This is a genomic window from Psychrobacter sp. Arc9 (assembly GCF_041431295.1).
Lineage (GTDB): Bacteria > Pseudomonadota > Gammaproteobacteria > Pseudomonadales > Moraxellaceae > Psychrobacter.
In genome coordinates, this window is record NZ_JASMRK010000005.1 from 106090 (window position 1) to 127499 (window position 21410).

Consider the following 21410-nt stretch of genomic DNA (forward strand, 5'->3'; position numbering starts at 1 on the left):
TCGGCTACTCCGCTATATTTTTGGTCAATCATGGACTTATCCTTATGAGTGTTACTGTATTCAATCCCCGCATCGATGACGATGCTGTTGCTGAGACGACTGTCACCGCACGTGCTGTCACTGCACTCAAAGAAGCAAGTTCAGCCCAAGCGCCCGTCGAAAAAGCAGCGACAAAAAAGGTCTTTGTCACGACACAAGGCTGTCAGATGAATGTCTATGACTCTGGCAAAATGCTAGACGTGCTCGGCGATTCGCATGGTATGGAAGTCACTCACGATATCGATGAGGCCGATGTACTACTGATGAATACCTGCTCTATCCGCGAAAAAGCGCAAGAAAAAGTCTTTTCGGAATTGGGCCGCTGGCGCAAACTAAAAGAAAAACGCCCTGACCTTGTCATTGGCGTTGGTGGCTGCGTCGCTTCACAAGAAGGCGATAATATTCAAAAGCGTGCGCCTTATGTCGATATGGTATTTGGCCCGCAAACCTTGCATCGCCTGCCAGAACTATATGACCAATCAAATGAGCAACGTGAAATTGCGCCTAAAAATCGTATTGGTACGATTGATGTGTCGTTCCCTAGCATTGAGAAGTTTGACTTTTTGCCAGAGCCAAGAGTAGAAGGCTACAAAGCGTTTGTCTCTATAATGGAAGGCTGTTCAAAGTATTGCTCATTCTGCGTTGTTCCTTATACCCGCGGTGAAGAATTGTCACGTCCACTCGATGACGTATTGGCTGAGATTGATAGCTTAGCAGCGCAAGGCGTGCGTGAAATCAACCTCTTGGGTCAAAACGTCAACGGCTATCGCGGTGAAAAAGATGATGGCAGTATTTGCCGTTTTGCCGAGCTATTGCATTATGTCTCGCATGTCGACGGTGTCGAGCGTATTCGCTATACGACTAGCCATCCGCTAGAGTTCACTGATGACATCATTGACGCGTATGCACAATTGCCAGAGCTAGTATCGCACTTACATCTACCGGTTCAGAGTGGCTCAAATGCTATTTTGGCAGCGATGAAGCGCAACCATACAATCGACGTTTACATCAATCAGATTAATAAGCTAAAAGCCATTCGTCCAGACATTCACTTGTCGAGTGACTTTATCATTGGCTTCCCTGGTGAGACCGATCAAGACTTCCAAGATACCTTGAACTTGGCGAAAGAGTTGAACTTCGATCACTCTTACAGCTTTATCTACTCTAAACGTCCTGGTACGCCAGCGGCAGAGCTTCCGGATGATGTGAGCTTCACGACTAAAAAAGCTCGCTTGGCTGAATTCCAGAAAGTCATCATTGACTCAACACTTGCTAAAACCCATGAGATGGTCGGTACGACGACACGCGTCTTGGTTGAACAAGTTGCCAATCGTCATCCTGACTGCTTAATCGGTACAGCAGATAACACTCGTACCGTTATGTTCCCTCATGATGTCGAGAAAATGGATGAGCTATTAGGTAAACTTGTGAGCGTACGTATTACTGATTTCGTCAGCCCACACATGGTAAAAGGTGAGCTGATCGAAGTATTGGCCTAGTAGTTAAGGTAGCAATGGTTAAGTTATAAATTTGAGTAAGAATAAGAAAGCCGTTCACTAGTATAGCGAACGGCTTTTTTGTGCGTGAATATTAACTATCACTATTCTGATAACCAATCTGTCTTCCGTAACTGCTGCTTGGTCTCGCGGCGGCGTTTTTTGCGGACGATATCGATATTTTCTTTCTCATGAATACCACCTTTTCTTAACAGTGGATCCAGTGCCAAATAATTACGCGATTTGACAGTACCTAGCGAGTGCTGTGCACCTGTTTCAGCTTGCCGCTCTAACTGCCGTTCAATCTGTTTGGCCTTTTTTAAGGTTTGTTTTAAGCTCATGTTTTTACCTGTTCTTTGATTTTCCTGAGGTACCAATGCCGAAAATCATCTTAGCGAGGAAAAGGAGTGCTAATTGTACATTCAGTACATTAAACGAGTTTGACGATGCTAAGATGATTTACAGGCTTGGTATTAGCCTTTAATACACATGACTTGCTTAAGCGTATGCACCACTTCGACCAAATCCGTTTGATTGGCCATCACTTCATCTATGTCTTTATACGCTCCAGGTATTTCATCGATGACGCCTTTGTCTTTGCGACACTCGACGCCATCCGTCTGCGCTTTTAGCTCATCAATGGTGAACGCTCGTATCGCTTTACCACGGCTCATCTGCCGACCTGCACCGTGCGAGCACGAGCAAAACGACTCTGCCGCGCCAAGACCACGTACGATAAAGGATTTTGCGCCCATAGATCCTGGGATAATCCCAAGCTCACCTGCATAAGCACTGATCGCACCTTTACGCGTCACATAGACTTGCTCACCGAAATGCACCTCTTCATTGACATAATTATGATGACAATTGATGGCTTCTTTGGTCAGCTGAAATCGTGGCAACATCGCTTGTGGCGACTGCAATGACTTAATGACGAGACGCATCATCTCACGGCGGTTCTCTAACGCGTAGTCCTGCGCCCAGCCTACCGCTTCGACATAATCGGCAAAGCTATCAGACCCTTCGGCAAAATAAGACAAATCTCGATCTGGCACATGACCAAAGCGTGATTGACGTTCTTTTTTGGCAAGGTTAATAAAATAGCGACCGATACAATTACCGATGCCGCGGCTGCCAGAATGCAGCATGACCCAGACATCATTTTTCTCATCCAAGCACAGCTCAATGAAATGATTGCCACCGCCGAGTGTTCCCAACTGCTTCGCCCAAGTACGCTCAAAACCTTTCAGCATTTTAAGCAAACCCGGATGTTTATCAGTAATCGGTTTTAGGCGTTTACCTAGTGGATCAAGCGTTGAATTTTTGGCTTGGATTTGCTTATGCATATTGAAGCCGACTGGCACTTGTTGCTCAACGATCGATCGTAACGACCGTAAGCTATCAGGCAAATCACTTGCCGTCAGGGACAAACGTACTGCGTTCATACCGCAGCCAATATCTACCCCAACTGCGGCAGGAATGATGGCGGACTTGGTCGGAATCACGCTGCCGACTGTTGCGCCTTTGCCAACGTGCGCATCGGGCATCACTGCAATGTGTGAATGCACAAACTCTAGCTGAGCTAGATTACGTAACTGCTGCATCGCACCTTGCTCAACATCCGAGGTATAAATCTTGACGGGTACACCGTGTCTTCGATTTTCATTTATAACTAGTTGAATGCTCATAATTTATTATTTCCATTTTATTATTTTAATAACCATACATTTTTTATCATTACCAGTTTTTACAATTTTTAGATATTACTTATCTATCTCAATTAAACGAAACGTTTAATAAGAAATGAAATTAATAAATTATAAAATCTAGGCAATGAAAAACCGTATTCTTATTAATTAAAAAATTAATAAGAATTCATGGTTAATTTATTATAGACATTTTAAAGAAAGATAATATAGATCAGAACCGTCGGCCACAGCGTAAATATTATACGCATAGAAAAGCTTTAGCTAAATCATAGCCTGAGTCGCTTTATTAGCAATAACGGTAAAGAAAAATGTTAGGCAAACAGATAACAGCATGCGCAATATGGCTTAGCGCAATCGCAGAGCAAATTTGGCACAGTACACTTAGAAAAGAGATAGCGCAAGTAGATACAGAAAGCTATTCGTTGATATCGATAGATGGGATATCACTCAATAGCTTATATAAAAATTTAGCCAAACCTTTTCGAAGGTGTCATTGCTGTCATGTGGTTTACACATTTAATCTTTAAAAACGTCTTGGTAGTTATATAGGACACGATGATTCCTCCATAGGTTGTGGCTAATGTCAGGGCGACAATAGCAGATTAATTGAAACGATTTATCGCTTATGAAAAACAAGCCATATAAATCAATGAGCCAATAATAACGATTTAAAAATTAAAGTCAATAATTAATTTGGCTTGTATAGAAAATAATTTAATAAACGTGTGTTTAGTTAATCACTTTAATTTGAAATCTTATCGGTAGTTTTTATACCATAAAACTATTTATCACTTCAGCCAATAAGGCGGTAGCGATAATTATAAATATCACCCCACAACCACGATTGAGCCACGCTAAGCGATTACCCACATCGAGCCAACTTGCTAGCTTTTTGCCACCTAGCGTATATACGATTTGCCAAATCGTTTCACTCAAAAACAAGCCGATGGTCAGTAGGACATATTGTGGCCATAGTGGCGCGCTAAAATTGATAAATTTAGGGAAAAATGCCGCAAAGAACAAGATAGCTTTCGGATTAGATAATGACACCCAAACACCAGTACGAAACAAGGTCATGTTGCTCGGCGCTATTTTAGTAGCAGCACTAGAGAGCGAACGCGGCTGTGGTGTACTGGGTACGCCGTCAGTGGCAGCATAGTCTGCTGCTACCTCGGCACTCAACTTTTTAGCATCACTCATCAAGCTACTGTCACCAGCATCGCGCCAAGAGCTGATACCCAAATAGATTAAGTATGCCGCACCCACGGCTTTGATAATAGTCAGTAGCCACGGTGACTGGCGACTGATTACGTCCAAGCCAAGCAGTGTCGATAGCAGTAATACAAACAAGCCAAGGCTCAGACCTGCTAGCGTCCATAAGGTTCGTTTGACGCCATAGTTCATGCCGTACTGAAATGCCAGCAGCATATTAGGACCAGGGGTCGCTGAGATAAAAAACGTACTTGCGAAAAACACTGCAAACAGATGCCAAGACATCAACCCACCCCTACTTTGTCATGTGTAAATGGTTCTAAGACGAACGGCTATACGACTTAAATACGCGACTAAAAAATAAACACCGCCATTAAGACGGTGTCACTTATACCTATATATCAAAAAAGTCTCGCAAAAATTCTTAAAGGAACGACACGCCTTTTTCTGAATAATTATGACTGCATGGACGGCTGAGTCGTACAGCTATCTAATAGCTTCTTTAAAAACGCATCGCAGCGTTCAATTTCGCTAAGCTCCACATATTCATCCGCTTTGTGCGCCTGCTCAATACTACCAGGGCCGCAGATAATCGTTGGGATACCTGCATTGGTAAACTGACCGCCTTCAGTCGCATAAGCCACTTTATGACGCTCATCATCTCCTGTCAGCGCAGCGATTAACGATTGCAACTCAGCACTATCGTCATCTGTCATTGCTGGGACGCTTTCTTCTTGCATCAGCTTAATACCAGTCTCTGGCGCGCGTGCTTGCATTTGAGCGTTTAGCTCAGCGACTTTGGCTTGAATGGGCGCTAGTATATCGTCTTGCGTCATGTGCGGCAGGTTACGATAGTCAAAGGTGAACTCGCACAGATTGGGCACGATATTAGTCGCTGTACCACCATGTATGGTACCTACTGACAATGTCGAGTATGGCACTGTAAATAACGCATCGTTGTCATCACGAGCGCTCAGCTCTTCAGCAAGCGTGTCGACATAGCCCACCAATCTGCTTGCATAGCTGATCGCATTGACCCCTTGTGCAATCAGTGACGAATGCGCCGACTTACCATGTACACGGCAGCGATAAACTGCGATGCCTTTATGTGCAACTACCATAGCCATGTTAGTTGGCTCACCAACGATACAATAATCAGGCGTGATACCACGTGCTTTTAGGTCTGCCAAAATCAATGGCGCACCCAAACAACCAACCTCTTCATCGAACGACAATGCCAAATGCAACGGACGACGTAGCTGACCGCTATTCGATAACTGCACGGCTTGCGGCAATATCGTTAGCGCACAAGCGATAAAGCCCTTCATATCACACGCACCGCGACCATATAGCTTATCACCACGTATCGTCGCGGTAAACGGCTCTGAAGACCATGCTTGCCCATCAACTGGCACAACGTCGGTATGACCTGATAAGACCAGACCGTTATTAATAATATCAGCGTTTTCACCAGCTGGTACGGTCACAAACAAATTGGCTTTGGTCTTAGCTTCATTAAAGGTCAAATCTACCGTCAAACCCAACTGCTCACAGTACGACTTTACATCGTTAATCAAAGCCAAATTAGAATGGCGACTGACCGTATCAAAGGAGATGAGACGTGTTAGCCAATCGAGACTCTGAGTAGGGTGCTCAGCATTTTTCAGCTGGACATCGCTGCTACTATCAACATTATCGCTATTACTGACATTGTCGCTATTACTACTGCTATTTTGGATCATAAAATATCCTTACTACAATTTTCAGAACTATGATGTATCAGAGCTGCCTTACGATGGATTGTTATGGTTCATCACATCAACCACTGGCGGCATTGGTTTTGGTAGCTTACCTTCTGCCTGTAGCTCTTTGGTTGTTTTGGCATCGATAGACAAACCTGCGATGAGCGCGATATCTTTGACAGCCTTGCGTTTACGTGTGGCAAAACTTACGGGTACCATACGAGCAAATTCATAGATATAAAGATAAGACTCTTCGCCACCTTCAAAATCCTCATCATCTTCGAGACGAATTGCGCCAATCTTAGCCAAATCAGATAGCATCTCGTTTTCTTCACTGGTCAAACCACAATCAGTAATACCAAAACCGGTCATAAAACCGTTTGCCCACTGTTTCAACGCCATCACGCGCTCGTATAAATCATGTTCATCATCTGGAATGAGCGGCATATACGCGTAGGCATCATCTTTGTCTTTTAGCTGAAACACGATGTCTTCCGCTTCTTCTGTCAGCAAGGTCAATGCAGGCTCTGGTAATGGAGCAAAGCTGAGCTCCTCAAACACCTTAGCCCAAGTTGCTTCGTCAGGTGCATTACAAGCCGTCATAAGCCCTGTCATCATGCCATGCACTTCGCTGATAGACACGTCAGTCCAATCATCAAACGCGGTTAGCCAAGTATTCCAGCCAGAGATATTATCATTCATAATAGATGTCCTAGTAGTTGATTACTGTTCAAAAAATAAAAATAGTCACGACAAAATGTCTGGGACAAATCATCGATAGATAAAAGTAAAAAGACAAAGCCTCGTACTTGTAATTACTTTGTTGATATAGATATTATGCGGTCACCTATGGCATTATTAAATGCAGCGAAAAAAATTCATTCACGCTTACTTGTTAAGGATAAAAACTGACTATGTATGATCAACTTAGAATATTAGAAAAAATGGTACTCGACATCAAAAAACAGTATCAGCTTGTCAGTGCTGAACTTAGCAGCCTCAAACAACATCCTGTCACCGACTCTAAAGAATTTGCCGACCTAAAGACCAAGCTCGATAACAGTCATAGCGAACGTGACGGTGCCAAAAAGCAACTGAACGATCTCGACAAGCGCTATCAGAGTCTCGCAGAAGCGCACCATATGATTGGTGAAGAACAAGACAAATTGCAAAAACAAATCAGCCAATTACAACAACAAAATAGCGAGCTGCAAAAACACAATAATGAATTGAAGCAGCAATACAGCGATATCAAACAACAGAACAATGAGCTGCAAAAAAAGAATCAGTTGGCAGCGGAGCGCACGCAAGTCGTCTTGCAACGCTTAACCCGCATCGATCAAGCAGAAAGCTAATCTGTTGCGGCAACCAATAGCAAAAACGGGTGGTTTATGAAACACCCTAACGCGACTTCTATCACTCATTCCACTGACCAAACATTGTAGGATGTATCATGACCGATAACCAAAGCAACGCTATAGAAAAACAGCCAAAAAATAACCCATCACAAAATACTCAAGTACCGAATAAAGACGTAGCCGTACAAAAATCCACTCAATCGGGGGCGAGCACATCCAGCACATCGTCTCAAGCCAATGGTAAAGCGGCTGAGCCCCAGATCAAAAAAGTAGATATCGCGATTGCAGGCGTGACTTATCCAATTTTTTGCCCAGTACATGAGCAAGAAGAGCTACTATCGGCGGTATCTTATATCAATAATTATGCGCTTGATCTAAAGCGAGATGCACCAAGCCTCAGTCAAGAAAGCATACTGGTGCTGTGCTGCTTGAATTTATACGAAAAAATCCATGCCAACCAAAGAAGTGATGAAGACCGCTTGCAAAAAGATAAGCAATCACAGGCATTGCTAAATAAAATTATGAAAGACGCCCACTCTATTCTTTAAGTGAGCAGTGTTTTATAAGCAAACAGGTTATTCGAAAAGATAGACAGTCTGATAGAGAGCCGTTCAGCCTGTTAGCGCTTAGTTCATCCATACTAAGCGCTTTTTTATGGTCACTCGTTTTTATCTATCTGCTTACGCATAAGGTTTGTAAGTCTTGCCTGCGTGAAAGTCTGCCTGATGCTCATAATTACAAAAGAACAGTTCTTGATTGGCATCGATAGCGTTATCACTATTGGCAGCGACATTCGGTTTGGTTTCAAGGACACCGCGATACTCCGCCAAACTGTTACCACAAAAATTGCACTGACGCGGTGTGGTGACATCACCCTCTTTTGGCATCATGCTTTTGGGTGGACGTGGGTACATAAACTTATAAAAAGCCCACATTGAAGCCCAAATAATGAGAATGACAATAATAACGGCAAACACGGCAGCGCTCCTTCAATGACAAATAAACGTAATGAATAACAAAAGTGATGACACTTACCATGATCCAATACGCTCGAATGCCTAAATTTTACCGTCAATAATGGTAATGGCACAATGCCTTTACGGTTAATTGTTGATTATGCTGGATTGTCATTAATAGCACTGACGAATAACCAAGTGCTATGGCAACAAAAAACTGGCCACATTGAGCCAGTTTTTATATCAAAATTTAAAATTAAAGGCTAGCAGAACTAAAGCTGTAGCTCGCTGATATCTGCCACAGTCAAGAACAAGGCGCGTACCTGCTTGAGCAATGCCAAGCGGTTATTTTTGAGCGCCGCATCTTCACTATTAACCATCACATTATCAAAGAACTGTGTCAATGGCTCATCTAAGCTCGCCAGCGTTTGCAATACTTGCGTATAGTCCGCTTGCTCCAGCAATGGTTGCACGCTTGTCTGTGCTTGCTTCACATTCGCATATAAATTTTGCTCAGCAGGCTCAGACAGTAGCGTCTCATCAACTGTATCAGCAACGCTCACTTCTGATTTGGCCAATATATTGGCAACACGCTTGTTTGAATCAGCCAACATCGACGCTTGTGACAGCTCGCTAAACGCTTGTACGGCGCGAATACGCTGATCAAAATCAAGCGGCATATGCGGGTTAATCGCTTGTACGGCCTGAATTGTATCGACGCTGACACCTTGCTCTGTATACATCGCACGATAGCGCGAGTTTAAAAATGCCATGACTTGGGTAAAAGTATCGCCCATTTTGGCAATTTTTCTACCCTCAGCATCGCTATAGCCTTTAATCGCTTGCTCAACCAATGCCACCAGATTAATCGGTAACTGCTTTTCAATCAAAATGCGTAAGATGCCAATGGCAGAACGACGTAAGCTAAACGGATCCTTTGAACCCGTCGGTGCTTGGTCAATCGCAAAAATACCAACCAATGTATCCAAACGATCAGCTAATGCTAAGCAAATACCAATTGGTGTTTGTGGTAGCACATCGCCGCTGAATTTCGGCAGATACTGCTCTTCCAAGCTGGCAGCGACAGCTGCTGGCTCATCGTTTAGACGCGCATAATAAGTACCTGCAATACCTTGTAATTCAGGGTACTCGCCGACGAGCGAGCTGGCCAAATCCGCTTTAGACAAAATACCTGCACGTACGGTTTCATCGACATTGATATCGTGACCCTGCTGCTGCATCAACGTGGCGATGAATGCAGCTAGCTTGGCTATACGCTCAGATTTCTCCCAAATCGTACCCAATTTATCTTGGAATACGCGATTTTTTAGGCTTTCTGTGAGTGCAAACAACGGCTGCTTTTGATCTTGTAAGAAGAAAAACTCTGCATCAGCCAAACGTGGACGCACGACTTTTTCATTACCTTCAATGATTTGGTTAGGATCTTTTGATTCAATATTGGTAATAAAAATGAAATACGGCTGCAATTTGCCAGTCTTATCAGTCAAGCAAAAATACTTTTGATCCGCTTGCATAGTCGAAATAAGCGCTTCTTGCGGTACTTGTAAAAAGCGTGCTTCAAAGCTTGCGCGTAGCGCAATTGGAAAATCGACCAATGCGGTGACTTCGTCTAATAAATCTTGCGGTACGATGGCATCAGAATTAACCTCATCTGCCAATGCTTTAACTTGGTTTTTGATCAGCATTTGACGCTTATCAAAATCTGCTACTACTTTTAGACCACTTAGTAATTCTTCATAATCATTAGCATGGGCAATATTGTGATAATCAAGGCTGTGGAAGCGATGACCACGCGTTTGCGTACCCGTCTGATGACCTTGGATAGTGGCATCGATGACAGTATCATCCTGCATCAATACTGCCCACTGTACTGGACGCACAAACTCGTTACGGCTAGCACCTGAGCGCATACGCTTAGCAATTGGCAGATTATCTAGCGCGGTTTGGAAAATAGCAGGCAGTAGCTCAGTGGTCGCTTGACCACGGATGGTTTGCTCAAAACCAACATAATCACCTTTATCGGTATTAATCGTCGTAAGCTCGCTAGCTTCAATACCCAAACCTTTAGCAAAACCCATGGCCGCACGTGTTGGGTTACCCTCTGCATCAAACGCCGCTTTAATCGCAGGGCCACGTTTTTGCTCTGTACGATCAGGCTGCTTATCGCTAATACCTTGAATCTGAATTGCCAAACGGCGCGGAGCAGCAAAGGCTTTGATGCTATCAAAGGTAATATCTGCTGCCGTCAATTGCTCAGTGACACTGGTTTGTAGTGCATCACGTAATGGTTTTAGGCTTTTTGGAGGTAGCTCTTCACACCCCAGTTCAAATAGAATAGTACTCATGGGATGCTCCTATTTATCGTTAGTAGATTGGTTAGTGTCAGTAGTTTCTTTTGCTGAGTTGTCAGCTGCTAAGCTGTCTGCTGCCACGTCTTCTTTTGGCAAATACTTATCAAGCGCGGCTTGGCGATGTTCTTCATCAGCCAACGGGAAGCCCAATTTGGCACGAGCTTCGACATAACCAAAGGCAACCTTACGAGCAAGTGTACGCACACGTAGGATAAAACGCTGACGCTCAGTCACTGAAATAGCGCCGCGTGCATCAAGCAAGTTAAACGCATGAGATGCTTTTAATACCATCTCATACGCTGGTAGTGGCAATCCTGCATCGACCAATTTGTCTGCTTGTTGCTCATAAAAGTCAAACATCTCGCCCATCATCGGCACATCAGCGTGCTCAAAGTTGTAGGTAGACTGCTCGACTTCGTTTTGATGGAACACATCGCCATAGGTGACGCGGCCAAACTCACCATCTGCCCAGACTAAATCATAGACACTATCGACGCCCTGCACATACATAGCCAAACGCTCAAGCCCGTAAGTGATTTCGCCAGTGACTGGGAAACACTCGATACCACCGACTTGCTGGAAGTACGTGAACTGCGTGACCTCCATACCGTTTAACCAAATCTCCCAACCAAGTCCCCACGCACCAAGCGTTGGCGATTCCCAGTTGTCTTCTACAAAACGCACATCATGCACCAATGGATCAATACCAATGGCTCGTAGTGAGTCCAAATACAGCTCTTGGATGTTCGGTGGGTTTGGCTTTAATACGACTTGGAACTGATAATAATGCTGCAAGCGGTTTGGATTGTCACCATAGCGCCCGTCAGTAGGACGACGTGATGGCTGTACATACGCTGCATTCCAGCGCTCAGGACCTAATGAGCGCAAAAACGTCGCGGTATGAAAAGTACCTGCACCGACTTCCATGTCGTAGGGCTGCAATACAACGCAGCCTTTATCGGCCCAATAATTTTGCAAAGTTAAGATTAAATCTTGAAAAGTCATCGGTTGGGAGTCTTTATCTTGTGTCATCGGGGTTATCGCTTGGGATGTCATAGTTTCGGTTTTCATAGTAAAGCCACTGTGAAATGAGTATTATTAAATAAATCTCTGATAGCGCTCGCGCGACCTATTCGGCAACGACTCTATCTGCCTGCTCACCTTACTAAAAATTGACTATTTTATCCATATTTACATCAACTAAATTTGCATAGTGGGCACAAAACCTCGGTTGTATAGCGCATTTTCAGGCAAATCATCATGGAAGTAGTACTAATACAATAAATAAAAAAATACCCAAATGCGCTAGCATTCGGGCAGGAGGAAAATTGTGTCTTGGGCATCCTGATTGGTCAGGCTTTTTATTTTTTGAAAGTTTACTGTTTTTAGCAATTACGTCTAACTTAAATTTGGCTCTTTAACTGGTTCAGAAAACCTAATTTTAAAAAAGCTAATTTTAAAAATAACTATCAGACTCCTATTATTGATAAGACTGACTATTGGCTTTTGGCATGATTATCCATAGGATGATATAAATCAAAATGCCTGGTACTGCTGCGCTTAACGATGAGATGATTACGAATAATACTCTCACCCATATTGGCGACCAACCAGCATATTCTGCAATGCCACCCATCACACCTGCTATCATGCGATTGTTTGGTGAGCGATGTAATTTTGCTAACTTAGCCAAATCAAATACCTCTCTATTTTCTATTCTTGTTTATTTTTTTATTCTATTTTTCCGATTGTCTTACGTATTTAGCTAAAACATTATCTTGCTTTGCTAACTTACGAATCAGTATATCAATAATTCAGGATTTATCTGTTTAAGGTATAGCAGTACTTTGTGAGTTTATGCTACTCAAGCTTACCCTAATCTGTCATAGCACCATGCAAGCCCCTGATTTTAAATAGTTATTTCAAAATGTTTCAGAACCATCTTTGTTGCTATAACCTTGCAATTTCGTTTTACATATCTTGTTATTTTTAATTTAATCAAAGAGATAAGCTTGCTTTATCACGCTAAAATCGAGTCAAATTTTTAATAGTCTGAATAATATTTTAGCTAACCAATTTTACTCAGTTAAAAAATCCTCAATTAAAAAACGTGCGATTCCGCGTACATCCGATATACCTTATTTTTACAATAACCCACCTGCAAATCCTCCAAAAGCTTTATACCATGCTGATAAGCAACTTAAGTTTTCAGACGTTCTATGATGAAAGTTGTAACACTGCTCAACTATTAGATAAAAATACCTTTACGAAGAATACTAGAAGTAAAGAACGTGGTTGGTATTACTGTTCTTAATAAATGTCTACTTTGGATCATTTAACTTAGACAGTATTAGCCGTATTCTTTGGAATAGACATGGAACACTGAGATTAAAATAAAAAATAATAAGGATAACTATGTACGACACTGGATTGATGATTGGACATTTTGAGCCCCTGCACTTAGGGCAGATGCGCAGCATATTGGATGCAGCAGGACAAGCCAAAACCTTGCATATCGTTATTATGGCGCATCCATTGCCGCATCCTGATTTTACGATTACCTTACAAGACAAAGCGCGTTGGCTACAGATGGCCTGTGCCGACTTGCCATTTATTCATATTCATACTACTCATGAGAGCGAACTACCGCTGCACGAAAATCTGTATAGTGCCAGTGATGATGTCAGTATTGATGTCGCTGCTAGTAATGCCAAATTGCAACGCTTAATGGACGCACTATCACTATCAGCAGAGACTGTATTGTTTATGGCGAACAACCATCCGCTCACTCGCAATGACATACAAGAGCAGCTGCTTTTGCCAGTCGTTACTACGCCGCTACAGTCTGAGTTTGACTCTTATGCGATTGCGCGTGATCCAGTTGCCCATTGGTCAGCACTTCATCCGCAAGTACGCGCCGACTATACCAAGACTGTCGCTATCGTCGGCGGTGAAAGCTCAGGTAAGACAACGCTAGTCCATAAGCTTGCCAATTATTATGGTGCCAGCTTTGCCCTAGAGATGGGGCGGCTGTATGTCGGTACAGAGTTGGGTGGTAGCGAGGTTGGATTACAGTACAGTGATTATGGCCCTATTTGTCTCGACCATGCTGAGGCAATCCGAGAAGCCAAAGCCCGCGCAACTGCCCCTATCACCATCGTTGATACTGATTTTGTCACTACGCAAGCATTTTGTGAAGAATACGAGGGTCGCACGCATCCTTTTGTGGCTGCTTGTATTGATGAGTTTCGCTTAGACCACACCATCATGCTAGACAACAATACGCCGTGGGTTGATGATGGTATGCGATCTCTAGGTACGCCTGAAGCGCGTGGACGCTTTGAGCACCGTTTGATAGATATTTTTGCGCGTCACGATATTACGCCGCATATGATCGATCAGCCCGACTATGATGCTCGCTACCAGCAAGCACTGTTATTGATTGATCAATATATCTATGGCAAAAAATCATAAACTGTACTGAGCATATTTATAATAATTTATTCACTAGCGCACGTTATTTAACTAGCACACTTTATTTAACTAGCACATGGTAGTTAGCACTATATTGATATCAGTATTTACTTTAGGGGAAAAGCGATGCGTATTCAGCTATTGGACAACATCACCGGAAAATGGGCGATGCAATGGATTATCATTTGGTTTATTTGCGGTGTCATTGCCTTATCTGCGGGTTTTTGGCTCACGACAGACCATACCACGCTTGATTGGTTTTATTTAGCAGTCTCGTTCATTGGTTTGGTCTGCGTAGTCTCGCTATCATTCCGCAAAAACGTCATGGGCAATGGCTTTGGTATGGGGGCAACGGCAGGCGAAGTCATCGTACAGGCAACGTCTGGCGCAGTAGGTTTGATGCTTGCTCCACTATTTAACTTTTTTACCCATGTTTACGGTATCTTTTATTGGTCGAAGCATACTGACCCTGATGGCGACATGATACCCAAGTCAGCGAGTAAAGCTGTTTGGTTAATCACTGCTGCATTTATTATTGTAGGCCTCGCCCTTTTCCCAACCGTCAATGATCTACTGGCGAGCTATGGTTATGCCGTCGTAGAAGATGATAACAGTCTGTTTTTAGGGTTTATTTCTTTCTTTTGGATTAACGTCATTGCCTTTGTGCTATCTATCACGGCTCAGGCAGCTATGATTCTGCGTTACTCATTTAACTGGTGGCTGTGGATCATTGTTAACTTTGTCTGGCTCATCGTGAACCTCATGTCTGGCAACTATATCTTTGCTATTCAGACTATGGTGTATCAAGTAAACGCCTTTATCGGCCTGTATGAATGGCATCGCAGCGAGCAAGGATAATGTGTTTCTTGTAGAAAAGAACCCTTGGGAGTTTGAATAAAATTTCGCTGATATAGCATCAATAGTACGAGTAAACTTGACTGTGCCGTCTATCAGATAACATGGTAGACAGGCGCAATTAGTGCTACAACTGATATTAACAATCATCTTCATACTGAGATTAGTAGCGAGTCCATTAGCTAGTATGAGTTACTCATCTTATTTACTAACAGGCAGGTTAGTATGTCTCGTCAACCAAAAATGTCCAAACGTACGCTAGAGCAATGGCTTAGTGAGTACTCGGTCAGTCACCAGAACTTGGTCAATAAAAAAATCCATTGGCTATGTGTGCCAACCATTTTTGTCAGCCTGTTAGGCATGGGCATATCGCTATCCGTATGGTTTACCTTGGTGCTTAGCGCATTGGTATTATTGTTTTATATACGCTTATCTACGCCACTGTTTTTAGCCATGGGGATGTTTATTCTTATCTGTCTGTCAGTGATGGCAGCGATGCCATGGGGCTTTAAAGCGTGGGCAGCGGTATTTATCGTTGCATGGATTGGCCAATTCATTGGGCATAAAATCGAAGGTAAAAAACCTTCTTTCTTTAAGGATCTACAGTTTTTGTTAATCGGTCCAGCATGGGTGGCTAATAGTTTGATGCAGCGTAAATAGTCGTCAATCTCTGCGTAATTTTTGCAGGAATTTAGATTAGCTGCAGGCTATTGATAACCTCAACAAGAAAATATTACCAATAAAAAAGCGCCACCCAGAGATTACTGAGTGGCGCTTTTTGTTTTACGTAAGCTTTTGGGGCTATTAAGATTTTAGGCCTATATAAAATAGACTACCCTATCTTACGCACCAAACACTTTCATACGCTCTTCGACTGGCTTAAATGCTTTTTCGCCTGCTGGCTGCTCAATTGTTCCAAATACCAATTGTGCATTTAGCGTCCAGTCTTTGTCGATATCCCAAGCGCTGGCTACTTTTTGATCGATTACTGGATTGTAGTGCTGTAAGTTTGCGCCAACATCGATACTGGCTAATGCCGTCCAAATAACATACTGATGCATGGCACTGGTTTGACTTGCCCAGATTGGGAAGTTGTCAGCATATAGTGGCGCGGCTTCTTGCATGCCTCTGACGACTGCTTGATCTTCAAAAAACAGTACCGTACCAGCACCATTACGGAAACCATTGACACGCTCTTTGGTCGATTTGAACTTCTCTTCGTCACCAACGATTTCGCGTAATGTATCTTCGGTCATATCCCACAACTTACGATGGTCATCGCCAAACAATACAACGATACGCGTTGATTGCGAGTTAAACGATGATGGCGTGTGCAAAATAGCATGCTCAACTATTTTCACGATTTCGTCGTTAGCTACTGGCAGTTGGTTGCTTAGCGCATAGATAGAACGACGTTTTTCTGCTAGCTGCTGTAATGTTGTTAAATCTGACATAGTGTTTCTCCATGTTGTTAGTAAAATAATTGTTAATAAAAATAATTTTTAGCGTTAATATTTATTGGTATGAGTACTTTAATTGATAAAGCACTTTGCTATCCGATGACTACATAAATAGCGGCACTTCCATCACCAATACTTTTGCGGCTTCTTTTACGTCTATATCAAAGCTCGCAGTATCCCAAATACCCAAACCATCTCTACTAACCAAAGTATTACCATCTATTACGACTTCACCGCTGAGGACAAATACGTAGACACCGTTGTTAGGATTATTTAATTGGTAAGTTTGCGATATACCTTCGTCAAAATCACCCATGCTAAACCAAGCATCTTGATGAATCCAAACCCCTGCATCATCAGAATAAGGTGATAGCACTTGGCTAAACTCGTTAGGTCGCATGATATCGCCCATATGCACTTGCTGATAACGCGGTGCGACATCCATTTTGTTTGGTATTACCCAAATCTGCAAAAACCTCACAGCCTCTGCATCGTCACCGTTCATTTCACTATGCGTAATGCCTGTACCCGCTGACATCACTTGAATTTCACCAGTCTCTATGACGCCCTCGTTACCGATACTATCGCCATGAGCGAGCTTGCCGGATAGAGGAATACTGATAATTTCCATGTTACGGTGCGAGTGATTGCCAAACCCCTGACCGCCAATGACAAAATCATCATTAATAACGCGTAAGGCACCAAATCCCATACGCTCAGGATTATGATAATTGGCAAAGCTAAAGGTATGTCTGCTTTTAAGCCAGCCATGATTGGCATCGCCACGTGAGGCTGCTGCATGATAGATTGTTTTCATAATTCGTCCTTAGCTATCAACAGATTAACCCTCTATATACTTATTATCGATTAATCTATTTAAACAATGGGCTTATTATAATTATTAATTCTACATAGATAAACAACGCTAAATGCAATTAACTATTCTGTTTTGTAGAACAATCGGAGCAGTTCTAACGTAACATAGATTTTTTACATATATTAGCACAGCTAACTGTATATAAATCACTTTAAGTTATGCTTATATAAAAAACTGTCTGCTGTTGAAATTTCCTGTGAAAATGTACATGACGCTCTTTATTTGAAACTACCCCTTTATGATTGTTCTTCGTAAACGTATAAGAGGTAACTCAGCTACTTATTTTCTATCACTTACTGTCTATTGAGTAAACACCCGCACCATGAGCAAAAATCATCAAAAACCCACCTGCGATCGAAATATTTTTCATAAATGAGATCATCTGTGATTCGTCAGTCCAGAACTGATGAAAAATAATAGCTGACACGATGCTAAACCCAGCAAACAAGAAAGCGATTGGGCGAGCTTTATAACCTAGCAAGATAGCAATACCACCTAGTACTTCAAACGCGATTACCAATGGTAATAACATACCAGGCACACCTACTGACTCCATATAGCCTTGAGTAGTCGCATAATCTGTGATTTTACCAATGCCTGCAAAGATGAAAATGACTGATAATAATAGACGACCGAGCGGTGCGCTCAATTGCTGTAACTTGTCCATAATAATGCTCCAAAAGTGTGTTTAATCATGTCTCTAAGTAGAGAATAGCGCGATTATAGGCGTTGACTAGCATGGGATAAACAGCAATAATCACAAGTATAAGTTCTTGGTGTAAGAACAATCATGAGGCATCGATAATGGGTCAATTAGAAGACATGGCGATGTTTGTACGCATTGTTGAGGCAGGTAGTATTACCAAGGCTGCTGAGCAGTTAAATATTGCAAAATCAGCCGTCAGTCGCCGACTCAAAGAATTGGAAGAGCGTTTAGGCAGTCAATTAATCAGCCGTACTACCCGCCAATCTAAATTGACGCAAGCTGGTGAGCAATATTATCAGCAAGTGAATAATATCTTGCGTGCGGTTGACGCTGTCAATGAGCATGCTACTGACGCTCCTATGCGTATCGAAGGCACATTGAAGATGACAGCGCCGTTATCCTTTGGACTCATGCATCTGAACGATGTGATTGATAAATACGCCAATAAACATCCCAATCTGAGATTCGATCTGGATTTTTCTGACCGACGTATTGATTTGATTGAAGAAGGCTATGAGTTGGCCATTCGAATCGGGGAGCTACAAGATTCTAGCTATCAAGCAAAAAAGTTGGCATTGATTCGTTGTGTGATTTGCGCCAGTCCCGACTATTTGGCAAGAATGGGCACGCCTGAAACGCTAGACGACTTAGACAACCATGCGCTGTTGCAATACAGTCTCGGTCAAACCAATAGTATAAACTTGGTGGATACTGAAGGCAGAAGTCATCATCGTACGATAGATGCCAAAATCAAAGCCACCAATGGTGAGTTCTTAGTAGATTTGGCAGTCAAAGGGCATGGGATTACCTTTGTGCCGACTTTTATTGCTTATAAACAACTGGCGCTGGGCGAGCTTATACCTGTCTTCCAACACTATCAACTGCCAACCCTAACCGCTTATGCTGTTTATCCAAAGAATCGTTTTTTGTCGCAGCGTTGTCGTTACTTGATTGATTTTATTGCAGAGCAATTCGGTGACAATCCGTACTGGGATCAGTATTAATCAACACTCTTATTATCCCTAACGATATCAATTGTTACTGGTTTTGAGTCACCTTCCCCTCTTTTACTCTACTAATCGTCAGCCCCGTAAACCCGAATAGCAGTGTCAATAGCAGTGACAAATAACAGAAGAATGCATAAGGCAGATAGTCTAATACCGGCACCCCTAACGCCTGACTGATAAATACTCCGCACACGCTCCAAGGTACCAGCGGATTAATCACCGTTCCTGCATCCTCAATCGTCCGAGACAAATTCTTCGGATGTAGATGTAGACGCTCAAACGTTGACCGAAATGCTGTACCTGACAACAAGATACTCAAATACTGCTCACCGATCAGCACGTTAATGCTCAATGCAGACATCGCTGCCGCAAAGATCGCTCGCCCTGAAGTCGTCAACGCATCCTTAATACCAGATAGCAGTGCTGGTAGAATCCCTAGTGCCGTTAATAGACCACCTAAGCTTAAGGCTAGTATCACAATCGCCTGGGTAAAGAACATACTCTGTACACCGCCACGCGACAGCATACCACCTACCTCACCTAACTCTAATGACTCAGCAGGGGCATAGCCTGCAAACAGATAACCACCCAATTGACCAAAGCTTGGTGAACTATGGATATAAGTAATGATCAGTGCCGCGGCAATGGTACAGATAATCGTATAAATTGCATTGACCCGAAACAGTGCCAATCCGACTAATACCACAAAGGGTAATACCGAATACCCATGTACTAGACCACTGTCTATCAGTTGTCCTTGCAATATGATTACTTGACTCAGATCAGCACTAGTCGTCTGTCCAGAGAACATCCAAAACAAGATAACTGTCAGTATCCATGCAGGTACTGTCGTATACATCATATTGCGAATGTGCTCAAACAGATCGATACCAACGACAGAGGACGCAATAGTACAAGTATCAGACAATGGTGACATCTTATCACCAAAGAACGCACCTGATACTACTGCCCCTGCTGCTATCGCCACGTTGGCATCAAAGGCGTTACTCATCCCGATAAACGCAACACCCAAAGTCGCAGCTGTAGTTAGACTACTACCCAAGGCAATACCGATAATAGAGGTCAAAATAAAGGCAGAAATGTAATAGTACTCAGGTGAGATCAGCTGAAAGCCTACATACATCAGCGTTGGAATCGCACCCGACATCATCAAAGCCGCCACCATCAGTCCAATAAAGAAGAACAGGTAGATGGCACCAATACCACGCATGACACCTGAGGCCATTTGCGCTTGCATGTCATCAAAGCTCAAACCTTTGTACATACCAATAGCCAGTAGTACACAGATAGCCAAGATAAGAGACAGGTGCGGTACCCAGCCAAAGCCGATCATGGTGATACCCATGATACCGATGACGATGGCGGATATGATAAAGGCGAGCTTAGCACTGATTAATGTGAGGGGTTTTGGTGGCATTGGATGCCCTTATGTTGCTATAGGTTTAATTCGTTCAGGTATTCTGGTGTGCGCATCTATTCTTCAATATTGATAATCTCTATCCTACTTATAGTTAGCTTTATTTTTTGATTTCTATGTTTTCGCTATTAGCTGACTTAGGACAGATTTTACACATAAAAAAAAGCCTCACTGTGAAGTGAGGCTTTTTGCGCTTTTTCAAGCCATATTTGGAGCGGGAAAAGAGATTCGAACTCTCGACCCCAACCTTGGCAAGGTTATGCTCTACCACTGAGCTATTCCCGCTTAGTACCAATCCGTAGCGTTGTTAACAACTACTCCGTCTCGATAGGCTGGCTATTTTAGCAAATATTCTGTGGGTGTCAACACCTTTTTTAGAATTTATTTCTAATATTTTTAGCTAAATGCCCTTTTTATCGGATAAATCAACATAAGCAATTGATTTAAAAACAGGAATTAATTTTAGCTAAATGAAAAATATTTCACATTAACTATAGAGCTTTAAGTCTGGGATTCATTTCTCTTGGCTTTATAGTGGTCATAAGACAACCTATAAAAGAAAAACGCACTATTTTCACTCTAATAAAAACATATCGCACTTACAATCATACGCTTTATTGTTACTTTTCCTATCTTGGTTTTAGGTGGTTAACATTATTATACTTATGTCCAATGGCAGTTAAGGTAAACTTTTACTGTTTAAGCGGAT

General features: G+C 42.6%; 20 protein-coding genes and 1 tRNA gene. 7 read left to right on the forward strand and 14 right to left on the reverse strand.

What is annotated here, in order from left to right; genetic code table 11:
- Positions 1–44: 44 nt before the first annotated feature.
- Positions 45–1538: a tRNA (N6-isopentenyl adenosine(37)-C2)-methylthiotransferase MiaB gene (miaB, locus tag QO187_RS04445; RefSeq protein WP_102092748.1), complete on the forward strand. Its 1494-nt coding sequence runs from the start codon at positions 45–47 to the stop codon at positions 1536–1538.
- A 101-nt stretch (positions 1539–1639) separates the two neighbouring features.
- Here miaB and QO187_RS04450 read toward each other — a convergent pair whose 3' ends face one another.
- The 5 genes from QO187_RS04450 to QO187_RS04470 form a co-directional block, all read right to left on the reverse strand.
- Positions 1640–1876: a hypothetical protein gene (locus QO187_RS04450; RefSeq protein WP_371547507.1), complete on the reverse strand. Its 237-nt coding sequence runs from the start codon at positions 1874–1876 to the stop codon at positions 1640–1642.
- 132 nt (positions 1877–2008) lie between these two features.
- Positions 2009–3223: an RtcB family protein gene (locus QO187_RS04455; protein WP_371547508.1), complete on the reverse strand. Its 1215-nt coding sequence runs from the start codon at positions 3221–3223 to the stop codon at positions 2009–2011.
- 789 nt (positions 3224–4012) lie between these two features.
- Positions 4013–4741: a LysE family translocator gene (locus QO187_RS04460; RefSeq protein WP_371547511.1), complete on the reverse strand. Its 729-nt coding sequence runs from the start codon at positions 4739–4741 to the stop codon at positions 4013–4015.
- Between the two features lie 170 nt (positions 4742–4911).
- A complete protein-coding gene (gene argE, locus QO187_RS04465) occupies positions 4912–6198 on the reverse strand; it encodes an acetylornithine deacetylase (RefSeq protein WP_371547514.1) in 1287 nt (428 codons plus the stop codon).
- A gap of 48 nt (positions 6199–6246) precedes the next feature.
- Positions 6247–6900, reverse strand: a complete 654-nt coding sequence (locus QO187_RS04470; protein WP_057761477.1) for a UPF0149 family protein — start codon at positions 6898–6900, stop codon at positions 6247–6249.
- A gap of 212 nt (positions 6901–7112) precedes the next feature.
- Between QO187_RS04470 and QO187_RS04475 the strand changes: the two genes are divergently transcribed.
- Entirely contained in the window at positions 7113–7553 is a 441-nt protein-coding gene (locus QO187_RS04475) for a hypothetical protein (protein WP_371547516.1), read from the forward strand.
- 98 nt (positions 7554–7651) lie between these two features.
- Positions 7652–8104 carry a cell division protein ZapA gene (locus QO187_RS04480; RefSeq protein ID WP_071003029.1) on the forward strand — a complete coding sequence of 151 codons (453 nt, stop codon included), beginning with the start codon at positions 7652–7654 and terminating at the stop codon, positions 8102–8104.
- 132 nt (positions 8105–8236) lie between these two features.
- Here QO187_RS04480 and QO187_RS04485 read toward each other — a convergent pair whose 3' ends face one another.
- From QO187_RS04485 to QO187_RS04500, 4 genes are all read right to left on the reverse strand, one after another.
- Entirely contained in the window at positions 8237–8533 is a 297-nt protein-coding gene (locus QO187_RS04485; RefSeq protein WP_238037862.1) for a hypothetical protein, read from the reverse strand.
- A 251-nt stretch (positions 8534–8784) separates the two neighbouring features.
- Complete coding sequence (glyS, locus tag QO187_RS04490; RefSeq protein ID WP_371547519.1) at positions 8785–10878, reverse strand: glycine--tRNA ligase subunit beta; 2094 nt, start codon at positions 10876–10878, stop codon at positions 8785–8787.
- A gap of 9 nt (positions 10879–10887) precedes the next feature.
- The gene (glyQ, locus tag QO187_RS04495; protein ID WP_102092582.1) at positions 10888–11889 is read right to left on the reverse strand and encodes a glycine--tRNA ligase subunit alpha; all 1002 of its coding nucleotides are present in this window, start codon (positions 11887–11889) and stop codon (positions 10888–10890) included.
- Between the two features lie 475 nt (positions 11890–12364).
- The gene (locus QO187_RS04500; RefSeq protein ID WP_102092570.1) at positions 12365–12577 is read right to left on the reverse strand and encodes a PspC domain-containing protein; all 213 of its coding nucleotides are present in this window, start codon (positions 12575–12577) and stop codon (positions 12365–12367) included.
- 722 nt (positions 12578–13299) lie between these two features.
- On the opposite strand from QO187_RS04500, the gene nadR reads away from it, so the two are divergent.
- The 3 genes from nadR to QO187_RS04515 all read left to right on the forward strand — a co-directional run bounded on the left by nadR (position 13300) and on the right by QO187_RS04515 (position 15873).
- Entirely contained in the window at positions 13300–14358 is a 1059-nt protein-coding gene (gene nadR, locus QO187_RS04505) for a multifunctional transcriptional regulator/nicotinamide-nucleotide adenylyltransferase/ribosylnicotinamide kinase NadR (protein WP_102092571.1), read from the forward strand.
- Between the two features lie 126 nt (positions 14359–14484).
- Positions 14485–15216 carry a nicotinamide riboside transporter PnuC gene (gene pnuC / locus QO187_RS04510; RefSeq protein WP_102092572.1) on the forward strand — a complete coding sequence of 244 codons (732 nt, stop codon included), beginning with the start codon at positions 14485–14487 and terminating at the stop codon, positions 15214–15216.
- A 222-nt stretch (positions 15217–15438) separates the two neighbouring features.
- Positions 15439–15873: a DUF962 domain-containing protein gene (locus QO187_RS04515; RefSeq protein WP_102092573.1), complete on the forward strand. Its 435-nt coding sequence runs from the start codon at positions 15439–15441 to the stop codon at positions 15871–15873.
- 182 nt (positions 15874–16055) lie between these two features.
- Here the strand turns inward: QO187_RS04515 and QO187_RS04520 are convergent, their stop codons facing one another.
- The 3 genes from QO187_RS04520 to QO187_RS04530 all read right to left on the reverse strand — a co-directional run bounded on the left by QO187_RS04520 (position 16056) and on the right by QO187_RS04530 (position 18217).
- Positions 16056–16667, reverse strand: a complete 612-nt coding sequence (locus QO187_RS04520; RefSeq protein ID WP_057761493.1) for a nitroreductase family protein — start codon at positions 16665–16667, stop codon at positions 16056–16058.
- A 109-nt stretch (positions 16668–16776) separates the two neighbouring features.
- Positions 16777–17490, reverse strand: a complete 714-nt coding sequence (locus QO187_RS04525) for a pirin family protein (protein WP_102092574.1) — start codon at positions 17488–17490, stop codon at positions 16777–16779.
- A 349-nt stretch (positions 17491–17839) separates the two neighbouring features.
- A complete protein-coding gene (locus QO187_RS04530; protein ID WP_102092575.1) occupies positions 17840–18217 on the reverse strand; it encodes a DoxX family protein in 378 nt (125 codons plus the stop codon).
- Positions 18218–18354: 137 nt separating this feature from the next.
- Between QO187_RS04530 and QO187_RS04535 the strand changes: the two genes are divergently transcribed.
- Positions 18355–19260 carry a LysR family transcriptional regulator gene (locus QO187_RS04535; protein ID WP_102092576.1) on the forward strand — a complete coding sequence of 302 codons (906 nt, stop codon included), beginning with the start codon at positions 18355–18357 and terminating at the stop codon, positions 19258–19260.
- A 34-nt stretch (positions 19261–19294) separates the two neighbouring features.
- On the opposite strand, the gene QO187_RS04540 is transcribed toward QO187_RS04535, so the two are convergent.
- Entirely contained in the window at positions 19295–20701 is a 1407-nt protein-coding gene (locus tag QO187_RS04540) for a Na+/H+ antiporter NhaC family protein (RefSeq protein ID WP_102092577.1), read from the reverse strand.
- A 210-nt stretch (positions 20702–20911) separates the two neighbouring features.
- Positions 20912–20986: transfer RNA gene (locus tag QO187_RS04545), tRNA-Gly, on the reverse strand.
- Positions 20987–21410: the final 424 nt, after the last annotated feature.

Excerpts from the sequence above, each read along its gene's own strand:
- miaB (WP_102092748.1), top strand. The coding sequence starts at position 45 with ATGAGTGTTACTGTATTCAATCCCCGCATCGATGACGATGCTGTTGCT.
- QO187_RS04450 (WP_371547507.1), bottom strand. The coding sequence starts at position 1,876 with ATGAGCTTAAAACAAACCTTAAAAAAGGCCAAACAGATTGAACGGCAG.
- QO187_RS04455 (WP_371547508.1), bottom strand. The coding sequence starts at position 3,223 with ATGAGCATTCAACTAGTTATAAATGAAAATCGAAGACACGGTGTACCC.
- QO187_RS04460 (WP_371547511.1), bottom strand. The coding sequence starts at position 4,741 with ATGTCTTGGCATCTGTTTGCAGTGTTTTTCGCAAGTACGTTTTTTATC.
- argE (WP_371547514.1), bottom strand. The coding sequence starts at position 6,198 with ATGATCCAAAATAGCAGTAGTAATAGCGACAATGTCAGTAATAGCGAT.
- QO187_RS04470 (WP_057761477.1), bottom strand. The coding sequence starts at position 6,900 with ATGAATGATAATATCTCTGGCTGGAATACTTGGCTAACCGCGTTTGAT.
- QO187_RS04475 (WP_371547516.1), top strand. The coding sequence starts at position 7,113 with ATGTATGATCAACTTAGAATATTAGAAAAAATGGTACTCGACATCAAA.
- QO187_RS04480 (WP_071003029.1), top strand. The coding sequence starts at position 7,652 with ATGACCGATAACCAAAGCAACGCTATAGAAAAACAGCCAAAAAATAAC.
- glyS (WP_371547519.1), bottom strand. The coding sequence starts at position 10,878 with ATGAGTACTATTCTATTTGAACTGGGGTGTGAAGAGCTACCTCCAAAA.
- glyQ (WP_102092582.1), bottom strand. The coding sequence starts at position 11,889 with ATGACTTTTCAAGATTTAATCTTAACTTTGCAAAATTATTGGGCCGAT.
- nadR (WP_102092571.1), top strand. The coding sequence starts at position 13,300 with ATGTACGACACTGGATTGATGATTGGACATTTTGAGCCCCTGCACTTA.
- pnuC (WP_102092572.1), top strand. The coding sequence starts at position 14,485 with ATGCGTATTCAGCTATTGGACAACATCACCGGAAAATGGGCGATGCAA.
- QO187_RS04515 (WP_102092573.1), top strand. The coding sequence starts at position 15,439 with ATGTCTCGTCAACCAAAAATGTCCAAACGTACGCTAGAGCAATGGCTT.
- QO187_RS04520 (WP_057761493.1), bottom strand. The coding sequence starts at position 16,667 with ATGTCAGATTTAACAACATTACAGCAGCTAGCAGAAAAACGTCGTTCT.
- QO187_RS04525 (WP_102092574.1), bottom strand. The coding sequence starts at position 17,490 with ATGAAAACAATCTATCATGCAGCAGCCTCACGTGGCGATGCCAATCAT.
- QO187_RS04530 (WP_102092575.1), bottom strand. The coding sequence starts at position 18,217 with ATGGACAAGTTACAGCAATTGAGCGCACCGCTCGGTCGTCTATTATTA.
- QO187_RS04535 (WP_102092576.1), top strand. The coding sequence starts at position 18,355 with ATGGGTCAATTAGAAGACATGGCGATGTTTGTACGCATTGTTGAGGCA.
- QO187_RS04540 (WP_102092577.1), bottom strand. The coding sequence starts at position 20,701 with ATGCCACCAAAACCCCTCACATTAATCAGTGCTAAGCTCGCCTTTATC.